The sequence below is a fragment of the Arthrobacter sp. Soil_C_60 genome (assembly GCF_057656375.1).
The window spans coordinates 202,662-222,206 of the sequence record NZ_JBDGKM010000003.1 but is presented as its reverse complement, the minus strand read 5'-3'; the positions used below and the strand labels follow the sequence as shown (position 1 = coordinate 222,206).

General features: G+C 65.3%; 15 protein-coding genes and 4 riboswitches. Of the genes, 8 read left to right on the top strand and 7 right to left on the bottom strand.

Translation table 11 applies throughout. The annotated features are described in order from the left end of the window. Positions 1-7 precede the first annotated feature (7 nt). From AC3A4M_RS07835 to AC3A4M_RS07810, 6 genes are all read right to left on the bottom strand, one after another. Positions 8-1,237, bottom strand: a complete 1,230-nt coding sequence (locus AC3A4M_RS07835) for an acyl-CoA dehydrogenase family protein (protein WP_498735045.1) — start codon at positions 1,235-1,237, stop codon at positions 8-10. Then, complete coding sequence (locus tag AC3A4M_RS07830; protein ID WP_498735044.1) at positions 1,234-2,682, bottom strand: LLM class flavin-dependent oxidoreductase; 1,449 nt, start codon at positions 2,680-2,682, stop codon at positions 1,234-1,236. Before AC3A4M_RS07830 ends, AC3A4M_RS07835 begins: the two co-directional genes overlap by 4 nt. A gap of 47 nt (positions 2,683-2,729) precedes the next feature. After that, entirely contained in the window at positions 2,730-4,076 is a 1,347-nt protein-coding gene (locus tag AC3A4M_RS07825) for an MFS transporter (protein WP_498735043.1), read from the bottom strand. A gap of 93 nt (positions 4,077-4,169) precedes the next feature. Next, positions 4,170-4,336, bottom strand: a riboswitch (SAM riboswitch). Positions 4,337-4,381: 45 nt separating this feature from the next. Further along, positions 4,382-5,839, bottom strand: coding sequence for an APC family permease (locus AC3A4M_RS07820; RefSeq protein ID WP_498735041.1), 1,458 nt, complete (start codon positions 5,837-5,839; stop codon positions 4,382-4,384). Beyond that, entirely contained in the window at positions 5,836-7,083 is a 1,248-nt protein-coding gene (locus tag AC3A4M_RS07815) for an acyl-CoA dehydrogenase family protein (protein WP_498735039.1), read from the bottom strand. The genes AC3A4M_RS07820 and AC3A4M_RS07815 overlap by 4 nt, the downstream gene beginning before the upstream one ends. Positions 7,084-7,158: 75 nt before the next feature. Further along, a riboswitch (SAM riboswitch) is annotated at positions 7,159-7,272 on the bottom strand. A gap of 109 nt (positions 7,273-7,381) precedes the next feature. Beyond that, positions 7,382-7,798, bottom strand: coding sequence for a CoA-binding protein (locus AC3A4M_RS07810; RefSeq protein ID WP_498735037.1), 417 nt, complete (start codon positions 7,796-7,798; stop codon positions 7,382-7,384). 92 nt (positions 7,799-7,890) lie between these two features. Continuing rightward, positions 7,891-8,005, top strand: a riboswitch (SAM riboswitch). Between the two features lie 11 nt (positions 8,006-8,016). Here AC3A4M_RS07810 and AC3A4M_RS07805 point away from each other — a divergent pair. The 5 genes from AC3A4M_RS07805 to acs all read left to right on the top strand — a co-directional run bounded on the left by AC3A4M_RS07805 (position 8,017) and on the right by acs (position 14,643). Beyond that, positions 8,017-9,228: a cobalamin-independent methionine synthase II family protein gene (locus tag AC3A4M_RS07805; protein ID WP_498735036.1), complete on the top strand. Its 1,212-nt coding sequence runs from the start codon at positions 8,017-8,019 to the stop codon at positions 9,226-9,228. A 435-nt stretch (positions 9,229-9,663) separates the two neighbouring features. After that, positions 9,664-10,518, top strand: coding sequence for an ABC transporter ATP-binding protein (locus AC3A4M_RS07800; protein WP_498735034.1), 855 nt, complete (start codon positions 9,664-9,666; stop codon positions 10,516-10,518). Positions 10,519-10,658: 140 nt separating this feature from the next. Continuing rightward, positions 10,659-11,705 (top strand): aliphatic sulfonate ABC transporter substrate-binding protein, encoded by a 1,047-nt coding sequence (locus AC3A4M_RS07795; RefSeq protein WP_498735033.1) that lies wholly within the window; start codon positions 10,659-10,661, stop codon positions 11,703-11,705. Then, on the top strand, positions 11,705-12,631 hold the full coding sequence (locus tag AC3A4M_RS07790) for an ABC transporter permease (RefSeq protein WP_498733652.1): 927 nt from the start codon (positions 11,705-11,707) through the stop codon (positions 12,629-12,631). The genes AC3A4M_RS07795 and AC3A4M_RS07790 overlap by 1 nt, the downstream gene beginning before the upstream one ends. Further along, on the top strand, positions 12,607-14,643 hold the full coding sequence (gene acs, locus AC3A4M_RS07785; protein WP_498735031.1) for an acetate--CoA ligase: 2,037 nt from the start codon (positions 12,607-12,609) through the stop codon (positions 14,641-14,643). Before AC3A4M_RS07790 ends, acs begins: the two co-directional genes overlap by 25 nt. A gap of 212 nt (positions 14,644-14,855) precedes the next feature. Here acs and AC3A4M_RS07780 read toward each other — a convergent pair whose 3' ends face one another. Then, entirely contained in the window at positions 14,856-15,623 is a 768-nt protein-coding gene (locus tag AC3A4M_RS07780) for a type IV toxin-antitoxin system AbiEi family antitoxin domain-containing protein (RefSeq protein ID WP_498735029.1), read from the bottom strand. 223 nt (positions 15,624-15,846) lie between these two features. Beyond that, positions 15,847-15,941, top strand: a riboswitch (SAM riboswitch). A gap of 119 nt (positions 15,942-16,060) precedes the next feature. Between AC3A4M_RS07780 and sfnG the strand changes: the two genes are divergently transcribed. The 3 genes from sfnG to AC3A4M_RS07765 are packed head-to-tail and all read left to right on the top strand — an operon-like array spanning position 16,061 to position 19,217. Next, positions 16,061-17,245 (top strand): dimethylsulfone monooxygenase SfnG, encoded by a 1,185-nt coding sequence (gene sfnG / locus AC3A4M_RS07775; protein WP_498735027.1) that lies wholly within the window; start codon positions 16,061-16,063, stop codon positions 17,243-17,245. After that, on the top strand, positions 17,245-18,720 hold the full coding sequence (locus AC3A4M_RS07770; RefSeq protein ID WP_498735026.1) for an O-acetylhomoserine aminocarboxypropyltransferase/cysteine synthase family protein: 1,476 nt from the start codon (positions 17,245-17,247) through the stop codon (positions 18,718-18,720). The genes sfnG and AC3A4M_RS07770 overlap by 1 nt, the downstream gene beginning before the upstream one ends. After that, complete coding sequence (locus AC3A4M_RS07765; RefSeq protein WP_074700122.1) at positions 18,717-19,217, top strand: CoA-binding protein; 501 nt, start codon at positions 18,717-18,719, stop codon at positions 19,215-19,217. The genes AC3A4M_RS07770 and AC3A4M_RS07765 overlap by 4 nt, the downstream gene beginning before the upstream one ends. The last annotated feature ends 328 nt before the right edge of the window (positions 19,218-19,545 follow it).

The window sequence follows — 19,545 nt, the reverse complement described above, 5'->3', positions numbered from 1 at the left end:
TCCCCGTTCAGGACTTGGCCGGTGCATCACCGATGCTGTGGAGTCCCTCGGGCGTGGTGCCGTTGACCTCATAGTCGCCGATGGTCCGCGCCTTGAAGACGGTGGGATTGTGCGTGGCTACGGTCCGAGCGTTGCGCCAATGGCGGTCCAGCGCTTTGCCCCTGGATGTCGCGCTTGCTCCCGTGACGTCAAACAGCTGCCCGGTGGCCTCAAGAACCAGCTCCGGAACAACGATCTGCGCCTTCTCCACAGCAGCTTCCCCGCGGACGTAACGCTGAACGTCGTCGAGCGAAAGGGACTTGTCTGCCGCGGCATCCAGTTCCCGTGCCGCGGTCAGGACCACCGATTCGGCGGCGAATGCTTTGGCCGACAGCTGGCCGACGAGCTGGAGGATCAGCGGGTCATTGCGGAACAGTTCGCCGGTTCCGGTGTTAAAGGTCCGCTTGCGGTTCCGCACCAGGATCTTCGCGTCCGCGAGCGCCGCATTGCCAATCCCTGCCAGTACGGCGAGCAGCACCAGCTGGAAGAATGCAGGTTCGTGCGTGCTCGACGGCTTGCGTTCGATAACGTCGGCCGGCTCCACCACGGCATCGCGGAAGTAGGTTGTCCCCGTCCCGGTCAGCTGCTGGCCGAAGCCGTCCCAGTCGTCAACGATCTCCACGCCCGCCTGCTTGGTATTGACGACGGCGTACTGGCGGCCCTCGACACCGTCGGTACTGGCCATGACCGCGATCCACTCCGCGAAGATGCTGCCGGTGGTGTAGTACTTTTCACCGTTGAGCAGCCACCTCCCGCCGTCCCTGACCAGCTTGGTGTTCGTGGTGCCCAGCGCGTTTCCGGCCTTCTCCGTGGCCGCGTTGCCAAAGATCTCGCCGGCCACAATGCGCGGATACCAGCGGCGGGCAAACTCCTCGCCTTCCAGGCCAACCGTCTCGACGAAGGCGAAGTGCGAGCGGTACAGGTGGGCGACGCTGGAGTCCGCCGCCGCAAGTTCGATCAGGAGGCGGAAGAAGTGCTCGAAGGAGACACCGTCGCCGCCATGCTCCAGCGGCACCCGCAGTTTCCCGAAGCCTGCCGCGTTCAGCCACGCAACTTGTTCGAACGGCAGGATCCTGTTCAGTTCCCGGTCCAGTGCCCCCTGGGCGATCCGCTCGAAGACCGGCCGAAAGCGGCCGGCCAACCGCTCGTAGGTTGCTTCCGCGGTCTCGGTGCGCTCGTTCGCGATAGTTTCCGTCATCGTCTTCCTTCCAAAACCTTGTTCTGTGCTGCGGCTGAGAATTCGTCGAAGGCGCCGCGGTACTGACGTGCGGGGTGCCGGTCGTTGAGCTGCGGCCCGTTGTAGCCCTCGCCGCCGCCGAACAGCTTTTCCCGGAAGCTTCCCGGCGCGTACTCTGTCTGTGCCAGTCCCCTGCTGCGCAGTTCCGGCAGCACTCCGTCGATGAAGTCCGTGTAGGAACCGGGCAGGATCTGGTTGATGATGTTGATGCCGTCCACGCCGGCGTCCTGCCACTGCTCCAGCCGGTCGGCAATCTGTTCCGGGGTTCCCTTGACCCGGTGGGCCCGCCCGCGGAAGTTGGCGATATCGCGCAAGGTCGGGTTGCCTCCGGGGACCGATTTGCGCAGGCTCTCCAGGTGTCCCTGCGTGCCTTCCGTCTGGAAATCGCCCAGCGGCGTGTCCGGATCCAGTCCGCCCAGATCTACGCCGAGACCGCCGGCGATGTGGGCGATCATCGCTCCGGAGTCCAGGTATTCATCCAGTTCGGCTTCTTTGCGGTCCGCCTCCGCCTCGGTGCCGCCGACGATAAAATGCAGCCCCTGGAAGAACTTCAGATCCTCGGCCCTGCGCCCGGCCGCAACCGTCTGGCTCCGCACGGCTGCGGTGTATGCGGCGGCGGCTTCGGGATGCGCCGCCAGCATGAAGGTCGCCTCGGCATTGGCGGCGCAGAACTCCTGTCCGCGGCCCGAGCTCCCGGCCTGGAACAGCACCGGGGTCCGCTGGGGCGACGGCGAGGACAGGTGCGGTCCGTCGATCGAGTACCGTTCGCCGCGGTGGTAGATCTTATGGACCTTCTCCGGATCCGCGTGAACTCCGGCCGCCTTGTCCTGGACCAGCGCGCCGTCGTCCCAGGAGCCTTCCCACAGTTTGTAGACCGCGGAGACGTACTCTTCGGCCCAGGCGTACCGGTCTTCGTGCGCGGCCAGACCGCTGCCGCCAAAGTTCCGGTGTGCATTCTCCAAGGCGCTGGTCACGATGTTCCAGGCTGCGCGACCATTGGAGATGTGGTCAAGGGTGGACATCTGCCGGGCGAACTGGAACGGATGGCTCTGGATCACCGACGAGGTCGCAGCCAGCCCGATCTCCCGGGTTGCCCCGGCCAGGGCACCCAGCAGGATGAGAGGATCATTGGCCGGCACCTGCAGGCCACGCCGGATGTGCGAGGCCCAGCCGCCGTCGTCGTCGCCGTAAAGGCCCACGACGTCGGCGAAGAACAGGGCGTCGAACTTCGCTTCTTCCAACTGCCGGGCCAGGTCCGTCCAGAGCTGCAGGTCATTGAAGCGGTGCTGCTGCGCCTGCGGGTGGCGCCATTGTCCGCCCATGATGTGGCTGTTGGTGTTCATGACGAAGGCGCTCAGCAGCAGGCGGGGTCGCCCCTGCGGGTAGCGCGTACTCTCGGTGGCCAAAACAGGCCCCTTTCTATGAAGCTGCGGTTGCCGGGTCCCGGCTCGGGTCAGGAAGCGGAGACGAGCTCCGGCTTCGTATCGGCCTGCTCGTTCCCGGACAACGGGCGGTCCTTCGTCTCGGGAGCCTTGAGCGTGGCGATGATGGTGATGGCTGAGACGCCGAGGAAGTACACGATGACCCAGACCGGATTCCCGCCGCCGGCTGCCAGCAAAGCCGTCGCCACCAGGGGTGCCAGGCCGCCGCCGAGTACCGAGCCGAGTTGGTAGCCGAGGGAGACCCCGCTGAACCGGACGCGTGTGCTGAACAGCTCGGAGAAGAACGCCGCCTGCGGACCGTACATGGCGTCATGTCCGACGTTCAGGCCGAACACCACGCCGAGGACGATCAGGAAGAACACCCCGCTGTCGAGCAGCCAGAAGAACGGGATGACGGCCACGGCGCTGCTGACTGCCCCGAAGAGGTAAACCCTGCGCCGGCCGATGACATCCGACAGCCAGCCCCACAGCGGGACGGTGACCAGGCCCAGCGCGGACGCGATCAGCACGGCGGCCAGGCCGGTATTGCGGTCCGTACCGGAGACCTGCGTCAGGTACGTCAGGATGAAGACGGTGTAAACGTAGTAGAAGGCGTTTTGCGCAATTCGGAGGCCGGTAGTGAGCACAACCTGCCGCGGGTGGGTCTTGATGCTCTCCAGCACCGGGCGGTCAGCAACCTTTTCCACCTGCTGTACACGCTTGAACTCTGCGCTGTCTTCAACGGACAACCGGATCACCAGTCCGACGGCGACCAGCAGCAGGCTGGCCACGAAGGGGATCCGCCAGCCCCAGGCCAGGAACTGTTCGTTGGTCATGGAGTTCTCCAGCACCAGCAGCACGCCCGTGGCCAGCAGCATGCCGGAGGTCGGCCCCAGCTGTGTGGCACTGCTGGTCAGCCCGCGGCGCTTCGGTTTGGCGTGCTCCACCGTCATCAGTGCCGCACCGGCCCATTCGGCCCCGTAGCCGATGCCCTGGAGAACACGCAGCAGCAGCAACAGTACGGGGGCGACCCAGCCGATCTGTGCGTAGATCGGCAGCAGACCGATGGCGGTGGTGGCCAGACCGGTCAGCAGCAGCGAGGCAACCAGCACGGTCTTGCGACCGATCCGGTCGCCGAAGTGGCCGCCGAGAATCCCGCCGACCGGACGGGCGACGAAGCCGACAGCGTAAGTGGCAAAGGCGGCGATGGTGCCGACCAGCGGTTCGGCCGGGGCGAAGAACAATGGCCCGAAAACGGTGGCCGCTGCGAGCCCGTACAGGACAAAGTCATAGCCTTCGATCGTCGTGCCGATGAAGCTGGCGACGGCGACCTTCGTAGTCATTTTCTTAGGCGGGGAAGGGTTTGCGGTGGTGCTCATTACTGTCTCTCCTTTGGCGTCAGCCGAGAAGATGCAGCGCACATCCGATCGGACCACGGCAGAAGGCAGTGGGAGGGACCGGTTGAGGCGCTTACTCCATCGGTCCTGGCAGTAGCACCCTACGGAACAGGTCTTACTGCGCTAGTTCGGCGCAGCCCTCGACAAGTTCCTTGTTATCAACGCGAATCCAGGGAGATTCGTCGTGACCAGGGTTGCTGCGGCGTCATAGAGCCAGGTCTCTCAGCCGCTCGGGATGGTTACAAGTTCATTCCACCGCAGTCCAACGGCGGCGTGAAATTCGTACGTCACACCGGGTAATCACCCGGCTGCTTTTCGCGCGCCCGCAACCGTTGCTGCCGGGAAGCGATGGCGGCGCCCGCTGCAAAACCCAGCAGGATAAGTACGACGACGGCGACCGCCAACGCAGTGCTGTTGCCGACCAGCGAGGGCAGGTTCTGCAGGATCAGCACCAGAATTCCCAGCAGGCCTACGAATCCGAGTGCCGGCGCGACGGACCGCCTCCAATCGATCACTGCTGTTTGCTGGCGCCGGAAGAACACGAGCACCGCCACGCTGGTCAATGTCATCAGCACCACTATCCCGAGGGAGGCGAAGCCGGCGAACCAGGTGTAGAACTGGACGATCGGGTCCCAGCCGGCGACAACAGCCGTCAGCAGGAACAGGGCTACTACCGCGTTGTCCACGATGGAAGCGAGATGCGGCGAGTTGTGCCGGGCATGCGTCCGTGCGAGCTTCCGCGAAAAGACGTCCCGTCCCGCCAGTTGGAAGAAATAGCGCGAACCAATGTTGTGGAAGGACAGGATGCAGGCGAAGAGGCTGGTGGCCAGCAGCACCTGGACGATGTGGCTGCCCGCCGTGCCCAGATAGAGTGCAGTAGTTTCGGACAGGAGGGTGCCGGGGGCATCCGTGGCTTTTTGTACGATCGGCCCATCTCCCCAGGCACTGATCAGCAGCCAGGTGGAGAGTGCGTAGAAGCCGCCCACTATGATCAAGGCCAGGTAGGTGGCCCGGGGAATTGTCTTGTCCGGATCGCGGGCTTCGTCGCGGAAGATCGCGGTGGCCTCGAAGCCGATGAAGCTGAGGATGGCGAACAGCAACGCGATGCCCGGGGCGCCGGACAGGACTGTGGACGGCGTGACGAATCCTGTTGACAGGCCCTCGGGGCCGCCCCCGCCGAAGACGATGAAGGCGTCAAGTACCAGGACGATAACCACTTCGGCCACCAGCAGGACGGCCAGCACCTTGCCGGAGACCTCGATGTTCCTGTGTCCCAGCCAGGCCACGGCCACCAACGCCGCCGCAGCCCAGAGCCACCAGGGCAGTTCCGGTCCGCCGTAGGCACGGACCACTTCGTCCACGGCTGGTGCGAACAGGCCATAGACCCCGGCTTCCAAGGCCAGGTAGGACAGCAGCGCCACGAACGCGCCGCCCAAACCCGCGCGTCGGCCCAGCCCCTTCTCGATGTAACTGTAGAAGGCACCGGCGGTGGGAACATGCGGCGTCATCGTGGTGAAGCCGACGGAGAACAGCAGGAGGATGCCCGTCGCAAGCAGGTAAATGAAGGGCAGTCCGGCCCCGTTGCCGCTGGCAATGGCCAACGGCACAGTGCCGCCAATGACCCCGAGCGGCGATGCGGCGGCCACCACGATCAAGACGATGCTTGCGACGCCGAGGCGGCCGGACAGGCGAGGAGCGCCGGTTTCTGTTTGCGAAGCAGCTTTCGCAGGGCTGGCAATGCTCACTTCGAGGCCTTAGCGTAATTCGCTTCTGCATTCGAGCCGGCAGCTTCCCGGCCAGCATCGGCGCCGGCGACACCAATGGTCCAGACGTAGGGCGGTTCCGTAGCGTTGACCTCCCAGTCGCCGACGATCCGCGACTTGTAAATGAACGGGTTGTGCGTGGCCACGGTGCGGGCATTGCGCCAGTGCCGGTCCAGCGCCTTGCCCGTGCTGGTCGAGGATGCACCCAGCACATTGAACAGGGCTCCCGCCGCGTCGGGCACCAGAGCGCTCAGCACAATCTGCGCCTGGCCGGATTCAAGTTCGACGGCGATGTTGGCCGCCTTTTCGGCGTCGTCGTTTTGCAATCTTGAAGCGAAGACCCGGTCGAGGCTCTGGGCCACGCGCAGGGTGGTGGCTTCCGCGGCGTAGGCCTTGGCGCTGATTTCGCCGACAACCTGCAGGATCTGGGCGTCGTTACGCACCAGCGGGGCGTTGCCGTGGCCGAAGACGCGCTTCCGCTCGCGGACGTTCGCGGCAACGTCGGTGACCACGGCCTTGGCGATGCCGGCCAGGCTGACCAGCAGGATGTGCTGGTACAGGGCCGTCTGGTAGGGGAAGCGGTCGGCGAAGGCCGAGACGTTGGCCGGGTCCACTTCGGCGTCGGTGAATACCGTGGTCCCGCTGCCTGTGAGCCGCTGGCCGAAGCCGTCCCAGTCGTCGAAGGTCTCCACGCCGGCGGTCTTGGTGGAAATGATGACGGAGACGTCCGATCCGTCCGGGCGTTTGGCCGTCACATCAATCCAGTCGGCGAAGATGGTGCCGGTGGTGTAGAACTTGCGCCCGTTCAGCACCAGCTTGTCGCGGGCTTCGTCCAGCACGGTGCCCGTGCCGCCGACACCGGGCTCGGTCCACGCATTGCCGGCCAGCTGACCGTTGGCGAACCGCTGCAGCCAGACGCTGCGGTCTTCGCGGTGATGGTGGTAGAGGTGTTCCTCCGTCAGGGCGATGTGCGAGCGCAGGGCCTGCGGAATGTTGCTGTCCGCGGCGGCGAGCTCGATGAGCAGCTGGGTAAATTCTTCCCAGCTCAGGCCGTCCCCGCCGAATTCCGTGGGGATGCGCGCGGCGCCGAAGCCGGCTTCCTTCAGCCAGCCGATCTGCTCGAACGGCAGTTCCCGGGCCTGTTCACGGTCCAGTGCACCGGCGGCGATTCGTGCGAAGATCGGCCGGTACTTGGCGGCGGCCTTGGAGAATGCGTTGTCGGTCATGAAGTACTCCTGGGCAGAGGCTCCCGCCTGCCTGCGGCGCGCAACAATCCAAAAGAAGGGGACGCAGCCGGGAGGGGGCCGTACTTGCCGGACACGGATTGTGCACGGCCAGATCCTCATCTGGGGCACCCCACTACGGGAGAGGGTTGCCGCCCAACCAGCCAGAGCTTGTCGTTGGGACTCTTGATCTTGGAGTTCAGTATGCCGAGGAGCCGGGCTCCCCCAAACAAAAATGAAGTTATGTGAATGCGGCACAGCTACGCCCGGCAGCTACACAGGCCCGGCTACAGGCCCACCGCTACAGGCCGAGGTACGGCGCCTCGATCTTCGGGCAGGTGTCCATGACAACGTCCAGCCCGGCGGCCTTGGCCCGTTCCGCCGCGGCTTCGTCGATCACACCGAGTTGCAGCCACACGGCCTTCGCGCCGACCTCGATCGCCTGGTCCACCACGGGGCCGACCTTCTGCGAGTTCACAAAGCAGTTCACCACGTCGATCTCGCCCGGGATCTCCGCCAGCTTCTTGTACCCCTTTTGCCCGTGGACGTCGTCGCCCTTGAGGCTGACCGGAAGGATCTCCATGTCCAGCCGGTCCATCATGTAGCGGGACACGCTCAGCGCCACGCGGCGGGGATTGTTGGAGAGGCCTACCACGGCCCAGCGTGCCGGGGTGCTCAGCAGCCGCTTGATGACTTCGGGATCATTCTGATGCGCCATGCCGCCAGCCTACCGGCGTCACATTCACTCGGGAATGGCGGGGCGCGGTTGGCGGACTTGCGCCGGCAACTCGAAATGCCATTTAGTGGGAGGACCCATCCCGAGCGGCCGAGAGACCTGGATCGATGAAGCCGCAGCAACCCGCCCCCTTGAACAAGCCGTCAGGCTGAACACGGGCAACGGTGCTACTGCCAGGACCGATGGAAAGGAACTCCACCATGTCCTCAAACACTGACCACATCCGCGTCACCCACGCCGGTTCGTTGCCCCGCACGCCGGAACTGCTGGCCGCCAACGAGTCGAAGGAAGCCAACGGAATTACCCCGGAATTCCTGGACCTGCTCGAAACCTCGGTGATCGACGTCGTCGCTCGCCAGCGGAACCTGGGCATCGATATACCGAACGACGGCGAGTACGGGCATGCCATGGCCAGTTCCGTTGATTACGGCGCCTGGTGGAACTACTCCTTCGCGCGCCTGGGCGGACTCGAACCGACCAATGTGGACCGTTGGGCCGATGCCGAAGTGCGCCGCTCTTCCCCCGGCAACATTGTGCTGACATCCTTCCCGGACCGCCGCGACCGGCAGAAGTTCAATGACGCCTACAACGATCCGTCCTCGGGCATCCTGGCGCACCGCAAGTCCGTCACGCAGCCGAAGATCGCCGGTCCGCTGACCTACACCGGGCATGACCTGGTGAAGTCGGACGTGACCAACCTCAAGAAGGGCCTCGACGCCGCCGGGCTGTCCGAAGGTTTCGTGGCCGCGCTGTCCCCCGGGTCCTGCGCCCGCGTGGCCAACGAGTACTACAAGACGGACGAAGAGCTGCTGTACGCGTGTGCCGATGCCATGCGTGAGGAATACAAAGCGATTATCGACGCCGGCCTGACGGTCCAGCTCGATGACCCGTCCCTGGCGGAGAGCTGGGATCAGATCAACCCGGAGCCCAGCCTGGAGGACTACCTGAAGTTCATCCAGCTGCGCGTCGAGGCCACCAACTGGGCGCTGCGCGACCTGCCGCAGGAGCAGATCCGGCTGCACGTCTGCTGGGGCTCCTGGCACGGCCCACACACCACCGACATCCCGTTCGCGGACATCATCGATTCGGTGCTGCAGATCAACGCCGGCGCGTACTCCTTCGAGGCCGCCAACGTCCGTCACGAGCACGAATGGCGCATCTGGGAAGACACGAAGCTGCCCGAGGGCAAGTCCATCATTCCGGGCGTGGTCTCCCATGCGACCAACGTCGTCGAGCATCCCGAACTGGTGGCGGACCGGATTGAGCGCTTCGCCCGGCTGGTGGGCCGCGAAAACGTCATCGCCTCCACCGACTGCGGCCTCGGCGGACGCGTGCACCCGCAGATCGCAATCGCCAAGCTTGAGGCGCTGGGCCAGGGCGCGGACCTCGCCACCAAGCGCCTCTGGAAGTAGCCTCCCCGGTAATCTGCACCGCTGCCTCCCGCTGACTGTGCAGATAATGCCCTTTTGCCCGCCGGGAAAGGGCATTATCTGCACAGTGGACGGCGGTTATGGCAATCTGGACGGCGGTTTGGGCCCATCCGAACAGGGGCTAGGCGGCCAAGCTGCCGGCAGACGGTGGGTGATCGCCCTTTTCGGCCCGGCTTTATTACGCGGGATTGTTACAGCCGCCTTGCCGGATGGGCCTTGCGTGCAGTTTAGTTGGCGTTGACCATCCCGAGCGGCCGAGAGACCTGGATCGATGAAGCCGCAGCAACCCTGGTCGTTGGAAACCTCCCCTGGTTCCCGGCGATAACGAGGTGACAAGCCACGGGAACGGCTAAGCGAAAGCTGCGCCGCAAGGCTTGCTCCGTAGGGTGCTACTGCCAGGATCGATGGAGTGATCTCATGACTGCAGTAATCCCGTCTGTGCGACCGGCGACCCCTTCCAGCTCGGCCTCTTCCAGCAGCGTCGACCCGGCCCACCATGCCTCGGCATTGCCGGTTTCCTTCCGCGCGCTGCGCCGCACCTTCGGCACCGGGAACGCCGCCCACACCGTGCTCCGCGACATCAACTTCGACGTCCGGCGCGGTGAAGTCCTCGCCATCCTCGGCCCCAGCGGCTGCGGCAAGTCCACGCTGCTGCGCGCCGCGGCCGGGCTCGACGCCCCCAGCGCGGGCTCCGTGGACATTGACGGCACGCCGGTCCAGGGCATCGATTCGCGCTGCGCCTTCGCCTTCCAGGAACCGCGACTGCTGCCCTGGCACACGCTGCAGGCCAACGTGGCCATCGGCATGCCCACGGGCACCAGCGCGAAACAGGGCAAGTCCAAGGTCGCCCGCCTGCTGGAGCTGGTGGGGCTGGACAAGTTCGCCAAGCACCGGCCGCGCGAGGTCTCCGGCGGCATGGCCCAGCGCGCCTCGCTGGCCCGCGCCCTTGCCCGCAACCCCGGCGTGCTGCTGCTCGATGAGCCGTTCGGCGCTTTGGACGCGCTGACCCGGATCAAGATGCAGGATCTGCTGCTGGACGTCCACACAGCCGAACCGACCACCGTCCTGCTGGTCACGCACGACGTCGACGAGGCCCTGCAGTTGGCCGACCGGATCATCGTGCTGGGCAAGGAAACCGGCAAAGAGCACGACGGCGCCACCATCGTGCGTACCGTCGATGTCCCCGGCGACCGCCCGCGTGACCGTGGTTCCGTGGAGCTGGCCCGAATGCGCAGCTCCCTGCTGGCCAGCCTCGGCGTCGACGGCCACTAACGCTGCCCGACTGGTACGGCGGCCGGTAGCGCCGTCGTACTCCCCTGTTTTCTCCTGAGCTATGCCGGGTCCATTGCGGCCCGTTACACCCGTGTTCCGCGGATCGTCTCCTGTTCCGCACTACTTTTGAAGGATCAATCATGTCGCTTGCCAGCCGCTTTTCCCGCCGTTCCCTCTTCGGAGCGGCCGCCGTTGCCGCCTCCGCTTCCTTGGCCCTGACCGGCTGCGTGGCCGGCGAGGATTCCGAAGCCACCGCCGCGGCAGGGGCCGCCGGCGACGGTGTCCTGAACATCGACTTCGCCACTTACAACCCGTTGAGCCTGATCATCAAGGAAAAGGGCTGGCTCGAAGCCACGCTGGCCGAGGACGGCGTTGAGGTCAACTGGATCCAGTCCGCCGGTTCCAACAAGGCCAACGAGGCACTGCGTTCGGGCGCCGTCGATGTTGGCTCCACTGCCGGTTCCGCCGCCCTGCTGGCCCGCGCCAACGGTTCGCCGATCAAGACCATCGACCTCTATTCCCAGCCCGAGTGGTCCGCCCTGGTGGCGCTGAAGGAGTCCGGCATCGAGAAGGTCGAGGACCTCAAGGGCAAGTCCGTGGCCGCCACCAAGGGCACCGATCCGTACTTCTTCCTGCTGCAGTCCCTTGAGGAAGCCGGGCTGACCCCGGAGGACGTGACCGTGCAGAACCTGCAGCACGCCGACGGCTGGAGCGCGCTGAACAACGGCTCTGTGGACGCGTGGTCCGGCCTGGATCCGATCATGGCCGGCGCCGAGCAGGAGGGCGCGGAGCTGTTCTACCGGAACCTGGACTTCAACACCTACGGCTTCCTGAACGCCACCGAATCCTTCCTCGAGGAAGAGCCGGAACTGGCGCAGACCGTGGTCAACGCGTATGAGAAGGCGCGTGCCTGGGCCGCCGAGAACCCGGAAGAGACCGCGCAGATTCTCGCCGACGTCGCCGGACTGGACCTCGAGGTAGCCACCACGGTGATCACCGAGCGCAGCAACCTCGACGTCGATCCGGCGCCGGGCGAGGTGCAGCGCGCCGTGCTGGAGAAGATCGGCCCGGCCTTCGTCGAAACCGGCGACGTGGCCAGCCAGAAGCAGATCGACGACGCCGTCGACACGCTTCTCGTAGACTCGCTGGTGCTCAAGGCTGATCCGTCAGCCATCAAGGAATCCTGATGACGCACATTGGGAATTCTGGAGCCACCGGCAACAGCGTTATCGCCACCAGTAAAGAAGGCCTCGAGGCTACTGGCGTGACGGTAACAACCGCAGGCGCAGCCCAGCCGGGTCCGGCAGGTCCTTCACAGGACCGCTCCCCGGCAAACGGATGGTCCCCGGCCGGGGTACTGGACCATGGCTGGGCGCGCCTGTTCCTTGGACTGCTTATTCCCGCCGCGCTCATCGCGGCCTGGCAGTGGAGCACCTCCGCAGGCCTCTTCAGCGTGGTCCAGCTGCCGCCGCCGGCCATGGTGTTCGAGGCGGCGGCCGACCTGATCCAGCGCGGCGAGCTGGCTACGCATATTGCGATCTCGACCCAGCGCGTGCTGATCGGCTTCGCGTTCGGCGCCGCTCTGGGCCTGGCGTTCGGTGCCTTGGTGGGCCTGTCCCGCTGGGCCGATGTCCTGCTGGCGCCGCTGATCGGCGCCCTGCGTGCGGTTCCGTCCCTGGCGTGGGTGCCGTTGCTGATCCTGTGGATGAAGATCGGCGAGGACTCCAAGGTCACGCTGATCCTGATCGGCGCCTTCTTCCCCGTCTTCACCACGGTGTCGCTGGCGCTGCGCCACGTGGACCGCAACCTGGTGGAAGCCGGCCGGGCCTTCGGGCTCAAGGGTCTGAAACTGCTGACCACGGTGCAGCTTCCCGCCGTCGTTCCTTCGGTGTTTTCCGGACTTCGGCTCGCGCTGGCGCAGGCGTGGCTGTTCCTGGTGGCGGCGGAACTGATCGCTTCGTCGATGGGACTAGGCTTCCTGCTGACGGACTCACAGAATAATGGCCGCACCGACCGGTTGCTGCTGGCGATCGTCCTGCTGGCCGTCATTGGAAAGATAACCGACGCGCTCCTGGGAGTCGCGGAGAAATGGGCAGTAAAACGATGGGCATAAATGTAGCCGAAACCACCGCCGGACAGACCCCCGCGCCGGAGACCCCGGCCATCGCCTGGGCCGAGCCGCAGACCGAGACCGAGCGCATCGCGTTCTGGGAGGCGGCCGCCCGGCGCCTGGACTGGGCCGAGCCCTGGCACACTGCGCACTCCGCCACCCCGGTGGATACCGAGGCGCGCCGCGGACCGGAGCTGCGCTGGTTCGACGGCGGCAAGCTCAACGCCGCCTACAACTGCGCCGACCGCCATGTGGAGGCCGGCCGCGGCGACAAGGTGGCCCTGCATTTCGAGGGCGAGCCGGGCGACCGCCGCACCGTCACCTACGCGGATCTGCAGCGCGAGGTTTCCAAGGCGGCCAACGCGCTGCTGGCGCTGGGCATCACCAAGGGCGACCGCGTGGTCATCTACCTGCCGGTGATCGTGGAGACCGTGGTCATCACGCTGGCCTGCGCCCGCATCGGCGCCGTGCACTCGCTGGTCTTCGGCGGCTTCTCCTCCGAGGCACTGAAGTTCCGCGTCGAGGACACCCGCGCCAAGCTGCTGGTCACCACCGACGGCCAGTTCCGCCGCGGCCAGGCCGTCCCGGTCAAGGCCAACGCGGATGAAGCCGTTGCCGGGGACAACGCGATCGAGCATGTCCTGGTGATCAACCGGACCGGCCACACAGACATCAACTGGGTGGAAGGCCGCGACGTCTGGTGGCACGACGTCGTCGACACCGCCTCCGAGGTCCACGAGCCCGAGGCGTTCGACGCCGAAACGCCGCTGTTCATCATGTACACCTCCGGCACCACCGGCCAGCCGAAGGGCCTGGTCCACACCACCGGCGGCTACCTGACGCAGGCCTCCTTCAGCCACGAGTACCTGTTCAGCAACCCGGATCCGGCCCAGCGCGACGGCGACGTCCACTGGTGCACCGCGGACCTGGCCTGGGTCACCGCGCATACCTACGAGATCTACGGCCCGCTGTCCAACGGTGTCACGCAGGTCATCTTCGAGGGCACGCCGAACACGCCGCATCCGGGCCGCCACTTCGAGATCATCCAGCGCTACGGCGTGACCAGCTACTACACCGCGCCCACCCTGGTCCGCTCCCTGATGGGCTGGTTCCCGGACGGCATCCCCGCCGACTACGACCTGAGCTCCATCCGCCTGTGCGGCACGGTGGGCGAGGCCGTGAACCCCGAGGCATGGCGCTGGCTGCGCACCCAGATTGGCCGCGATTCGCTGACCGGGGATCCGGCGTCCGGCGTTCCCATGGTGGATACGTGGTGGCAGTCCGAAACCGGCGCGACCATCCTCTCGCCGCGCCAGACGGACGCGTCCTTCAAGCCCGGCTGCGCCACCCGCGCCTTGCCCGGCGTTGCCACTGACATTGTCGACGACGCCGGTGCCCGCGTGGGCGCGAACGTCCAGGGCAACATCGTGGTCACCAAGACCGGGCCCTCGATGGCGCGGACGGTATGGGGCAACCCGGAGCGCTACTTCACCTCCTACTGGGAGAAGTACGCGGACCAGGGCTGGTTCCTGGCTGGCGACGGCGCACGTTTCGACGACGACGGCGACACCTGGATCCTGGGCCGCACGGATGACGTGATCAACATTTCCGGCCACCGCTTGTCCACCATTGAGATCGAGTCCGCCCTGGTCTCGCACCCGGCGGTGGTGGAGGCCGGCGTCTGCCCCACGTTTGACGCGAAGACCGGCCACGCGGCAACCGCGTTTGTGGTGCCGGCGGACAAGTCGCTGATCGCCGCGTCCACGGCCGCCGAGCCGACGGTTGAGCAGGCTGCGGCTGCTGCCGAGTTGCGCGCGCATGTTGCGACGCAGATCGGGCCGATCGCCAAGCCGCGCGAGATCGTGTTTGTCCCGGACGTGCCCAAGACCCGGTCCGGCAAGATCATGCGGCGTCTGCTGACCCAGCTGTTCGAGGGCAGCACGTTGGGCGACACCACGAGCCTGCAGAATGAGCCCTGCATCGCGGACATCAAGGAGATCTGCGAGGCGCGGTAGGTTCGGGCCCCGGGGGTGGGGCGCGGGGCGGGAACCGCAGCCGGCCCCACGCCCCGGGCCCGAGGCTGGCTACCGCTCCGGGCCCCCGCTTGAGCCCATGTTTTAAAGGAGGCATCTGCATCATGCCTAGTCACAGCCTCAGCAGGTTCCGAAACATGGACCGTTAGGCTTGAACGTGGGCTCGAGCATCCATCGTTCGCGCATCACTCGCTTCAGGCCACTCGACGAACTGCCGCTTTTACCTCGGCCACGACTTTCTCCGGCGTGAATACCAGGTCCTCGAACAGGTAGCGCAAAGAAGGATAACCGCTCAGGACCGCGGCGTTGTTTCGCTTCCGGTCTTTGCGAAAGGAAACGCGGTCCCAGTGAAAGTCGAAGCCGTCCAGCTCGACGATGAGGCATCGCTCGACGATCATGTCCACGCGTCCAACGCCTCGGACCTGCACCTGAGTTTCTACATGAAGTCCTGCCGTGCGGAACAGATCCCGGGCAATGACTTCAAGCGGTGAATCGGCGTCGACCCCAATGCTGCTAACCACTTCCCGCCGGACACCGTTCCGCCTACCTGGCAAGAGTTCCAACAGTTGATCCCGGGTTACTGCTGTCCGTCGCACTGCCGACTCTGCAATCACCAGTGCTTCCAGGCGGGGACGGCAACGAATGGCATGAAGGACGCAGTCGAGGACTGCGACGTAATTGCCCGGGCCTCGCTCGCCCAACAGCTGCCCGCGGTGCTTGACGAAGGGGCCGGTGTGCCGGCCGTTGTGTGTCCACACATGCACTTGTCCCGGATCCTTAATGGTCCATAAGCCGAGCTCTTTGGCGGCTGAGACACAAGTGAGCAACCCGCCCGGCATCAGCGCAGCGCGGAGAACCGGGTCAGCATTTGGCGTTCCAACGAGTCCCCTCCTCAGCGCAACGATGTCCCCATGCGCGATGGCTGCCTTGATGCGGTAAGACCCGAAGCCCGCCTTGGCCAAGTCCGCGGCTTTGAGCGTACCCCCGTACCGTGCCACATACTCTGCAATGGGATCCACGTTCTGCATAGTCAAGAGGATGTCCAGATATGCAGTTCCACGGCCAGAGCCTCTTCGCAGCTGTGGAAAACATTGTTGATATCCCGCGCACTCGGCAAACTCCCGGGAGAACGCAATGCGGCTAAATATTCTTGGTCGCCGCCCGTAACAGTTGCGAGAATAGTCGGGACCATCCCGAGCGGCCGAGAGATCTGGCTCATTGACGCCGCAGCAACCATCCGGACTCCACCGGAGAGGTGCTACCGCCAGAAGCGATGGAGAGAGCGCAAGCAATCTTTGATCCGGATGGCGCAAGGCTGTCCGGCCTGGCGCCCGACGGATCGTCATTGCCCGGGATTCCCGCACATCGCGCCGCGGCGCAGACTTTGAAGGAATTCGCCATGAGCACCAACACCTCGGTCAGCCAGATCGCTGATCTCGAAACCCCGCTGAAATTCGCCTACTGGGTCCCGAACGTTTCCGGCGGCCTGGTGGTTTCCACCATTGAACAGCGCACCAGCTGGGACTTCGACTACAACAAGAAGCTGGCCCGGATCGCCGAGAACTCGGGCTTCGAGTACGCCCTGACCCAGACCCGCTACGCCGCCAGCTACGGCGCGGACAAGCAGCACGAGGCCACCAGCTTCTCGCTGGCCCTGCTCGGCGCCACCGAAAAGCTCAAGGTCATCTCCGCTGTCCACCCCGGCATGTGGCATCCCGGCGTGCTGGCCAAGTTCATCATCACGGCGGACCACCTCTCCGGCGGCCGCGCTGCCGTCAACGTTGTCTCCGGCTGGCTCAAGGACGAGTTCGTGAACTTCGGCCTGGAGTGGCTCGAGCATGACGAGCGCTACGTCCGCACCGAGGAGTTCATCCGTGTCCTGCGCGGCCTGTGGACCGAGCAGGAGTACTCGCAGTCCGGCAAGTACTACAACATCAACAACTTCACCCTTAACCCGGCGCCGCTGGACGTCCCGGGCCGGGCGCACCCGGAGATCTTCTTCGGCGGCAACTCCACTGCGGCCCAGGCCGCCGCCGGCCGCACCGCCGACTGGTACTTCTCCAACGGCAAGGACCTGGCGGGCTTCGAGGACAACATCTCCGGCGTCACGGCCGCCGCAGCCGCCGTCGGCCGCACCCCGAAGTTCGGACTGAACGGCTTCGTCATCGCCCGCGACACCGAAACCGAGGCCAAGGACACCCTGCGCGAAATCGTGGAGAAGGCCCACCGCCCCGCCGTCGAAGGTTTCCGCGCCGCAGTTCAGGAAGCCGGTGCTTCCACCAAGGACGGCAAGGGCATGTGGGCCGATTCGAGCTACGAGGACCTGGTCCAGTACAACGACGGCTTCAAGACAGGACTTATAGGTACGCCGGAGCAGATTGCCCAACGTATCGTGGACTTCAAGAAGATCGGCGTGAACCTGATGCTGACCTGCTACCTGCATTTCCAGGAAGAGGTCGAGGCCTTTGGCCGCAACGTCCTGCCGATCGTCCGCGAACTCGAGGCAGACTTGGCCCGCAAGAACGGTACCGAACTGAACACGGACCTGCTGCCCGAAACCAACTTCGAAGGAGCCACTCTTTAATGGCTGAACGCACATTCGGCTTCCGCACCCGTGCCCTGCATGCGGGTGGAACTCCCGATGCCGAGCACGGTGCCCGCGCCGTACCGATCTACCAGTCCACGTCCTTCGTCTTCAAGGACACCGACGACGCCGCCAATCTCTTCGCGCTGCAGAAGTACGGCAACATCTACTCGCGGATCGGCAACCCCACGGTGGCCGCATTCGAGGAGCGGATCGCCTCGCTCGAAGGCGGCATCGGCGCCGTCGCTACCTCCTCCGGCATGGCCGCCGAATTCATCACCTTCGCCGCGCTGACCGGAGCCGGGGACCACATTGTGGCCTCGTCCAAGCTCTACGGCGGGACGATCACCCAGCTCGACGTCACCCTGCGCCGCTTCGGTGTGGAAACCACCTTCATCGACAGCAATGATCCGGCGGATTTCGCCGCAGCAGTGCAGGAGAACACGAAGGCCGTCTACACCGAAATCGTCGCCAACCCGTCCGGCGACATCGCCGATCTTGAGGGCCTGGCCAAAGTAGCGCACGACGCCGGGATCCCCCTGATCGTCGACGCCACCTTGAGCACGCCGTACCTGATCCGTCCAATCGAGCACGGCGCGGACATCGTCATCCACTCGGCCACCAAGTTCCTGGGCGGCCACGGCACCACACTGGGCGGCGTCGTCGTCGAAAGCGGTCTTTTCAACTGGGGCAACGGCAAGTTCCCGACGATGACGGAGCCGGTGCCCTCGTACGGCAATGTCTCCTGGTGGGGCAACTTCGGCGAGTACGGCTTCCTGACCAAGCTCCGCTCGGAGCAGCTGCGCGACATCGGGCCGTCGCTGTCGGCGCAGTCCGCGTTCCAGCTGCTGCAGGGCGTGGAGACGCTGCCGCAGCGGATGGACGAGCACCTGAAGAACGCCCGCAAGGTCGCCGAGTGGCTCGAGGCGGACGAGCGTGTCTCCTGGGTCAACTATGCTGGCCTGCCCTCGCACCCGCACCACGAGCGCGGCCGGAAGTACCTCCCGCAGGGCGTTGGATCGGTGTTCTCCTTCGGGGTCAAGGGCGGCCGCGTTGCCGGTCAGAAGTTCATCGAGTCCCTGCAGCTGGCCTCCCACCTGGCCAATATCGGCGACGCGCGGACCCTGGTCCTGCACCCGGGCTCGACCACACACCAGCAGCTGACCGGCGAACAGCTGCTGGCCGCCGGTGTGCCCGAGGACCTGATCCGCATTTCCGTGGGCCTTGAGGATGTCGAGGACATCCTGTGGGACCTGGACCAGGCCCTGGCCGAGTCCCAGCATGCCGGCGCCGAGCACGGCCCCAGCCGCGACCATGAAGACGACGTCTTCAATACCTCGGAGTTCGCGTCGCCGTCCTATGCCGGTGAATCCTGCACCGTTCCGGCGGCCCGCAGCGCGCACACCGAACCGGGCACGCGCGTGGTCGAGTCGGTCGAGGATCTCGTCGAAGCCGAAGAAGGAGCTGCCAAGTGAGCGTATCCGCGCCAGAGCGCAAGTGGGTCGGGCCGTCCGCACCGGAGCGCCTGAACATCCTGCGCAACACCAAGACCATCGCCATTGTCGGCGCCTCGGACAAGCCGAGCCGGGCCAGCTACTTCGTGGCCACGTACCTGCTCTCCTCGAGCAAGTACAAGGTCTACTTTGTGAACCCGGTAGCCAAGGAGATCTTGGGCCAGCCGGTCTACGCCTCGCTGGCGGATCTGCCCGAGGTCCCGGACCTGGTCGAGGTTTTCCGCAAGCACGACGACCTCCCCGGCGTGCTGGATGAGTCCATCGCCGTGGGCGCGAAGACCATCTGGCTCCAGCTCGGCTCCTGGCACGAGGAAGTTGCGGCCAAGGCCGAGGCTGCCGGGCTCAATGTGGTTATGGACCGCTGCGTCAAGATCGAGCATGCACGCTTCCATGGCGGCCTGCACCTGGCCGGTTTCGATACCGGAGTCATCTCCTCGAAACGCCAGCTGACAGCCTGATTAACCCATCTGGAGGGGGCGAGCGGTGCCTATGGCAACCGTTTGCCCCCTCTGCTTTTCCCTACAATCCAGCCCAAAACGTACCCATCCCCTTATTTAGGGGATCCCGCAGACCCCCCATCTCTAGGTTTTTACCAAGGTCCTGCCTCGACGATTAACTCCGGCCCATTAACAATCGATGAAGTCCGCGTCGACTGATGAGCCGCTCAATCGAGACCGAGGGGTCTTAGATGTTCACTCACCGGGTTATGGGGAATAAGCGGGAGGATGCGCGGGGGCGCAAAGCATCCTCCCGTCAAGCTGGTGCCGGGCAACCGGCCACGAAACA

What these genes read in the sequence shown, in the direction of transcription:
- AC3A4M_RS07835 (WP_498735045.1), bottom strand. Translation starts at nt 1,237, where the DNA reads ATGACGGAAACTATCGCGAACGAGCGCACCGAGACCGCGGAAGCAACC.
- AC3A4M_RS07825 (WP_498735043.1), bottom strand. Translation starts at nt 4,076, where the DNA reads ATGAGCACCACCGCAAACCCTTCCCCGCCTAAGAAAATGACTACGAAG.
- AC3A4M_RS07815 (WP_498735039.1), bottom strand. Translation starts at nt 7,083, where the DNA reads ATGACCGACAACGCATTCTCCAAGGCCGCCGCCAAGTACCGGCCGATC.
- AC3A4M_RS07810 (WP_498735037.1), bottom strand. Translation starts at nt 7,798, where the DNA reads ATGGCGCATCAGAATGATCCCGAAGTCATCAAGCGGCTGCTGAGCACC.
- AC3A4M_RS07805 (WP_498735036.1), top strand. Translation starts at nt 8,017, where the DNA reads ATGTCCTCAAACACTGACCACATCCGCGTCACCCACGCCGGTTCGTTG.
- AC3A4M_RS07800 (WP_498735034.1), top strand. Translation starts at nt 9,664, where the DNA reads ATGACTGCAGTAATCCCGTCTGTGCGACCGGCGACCCCTTCCAGCTCG.
- AC3A4M_RS07795 (WP_498735033.1), top strand. Translation starts at nt 10,659, where the DNA reads ATGTCGCTTGCCAGCCGCTTTTCCCGCCGTTCCCTCTTCGGAGCGGCC.
- AC3A4M_RS07790 (WP_498733652.1), top strand. Translation starts at nt 11,705, where the DNA reads ATGACGCACATTGGGAATTCTGGAGCCACCGGCAACAGCGTTATCGCC.
- acs (WP_498735031.1), top strand. Translation starts at nt 12,607, where the DNA reads ATGGGCAGTAAAACGATGGGCATAAATGTAGCCGAAACCACCGCCGGA.
- sfnG (WP_498735027.1), top strand. Translation starts at nt 16,061, where the DNA reads ATGAGCACCAACACCTCGGTCAGCCAGATCGCTGATCTCGAAACCCCG.
- AC3A4M_RS07770 (WP_498735026.1), top strand. Translation starts at nt 17,245, where the DNA reads ATGGCTGAACGCACATTCGGCTTCCGCACCCGTGCCCTGCATGCGGGT.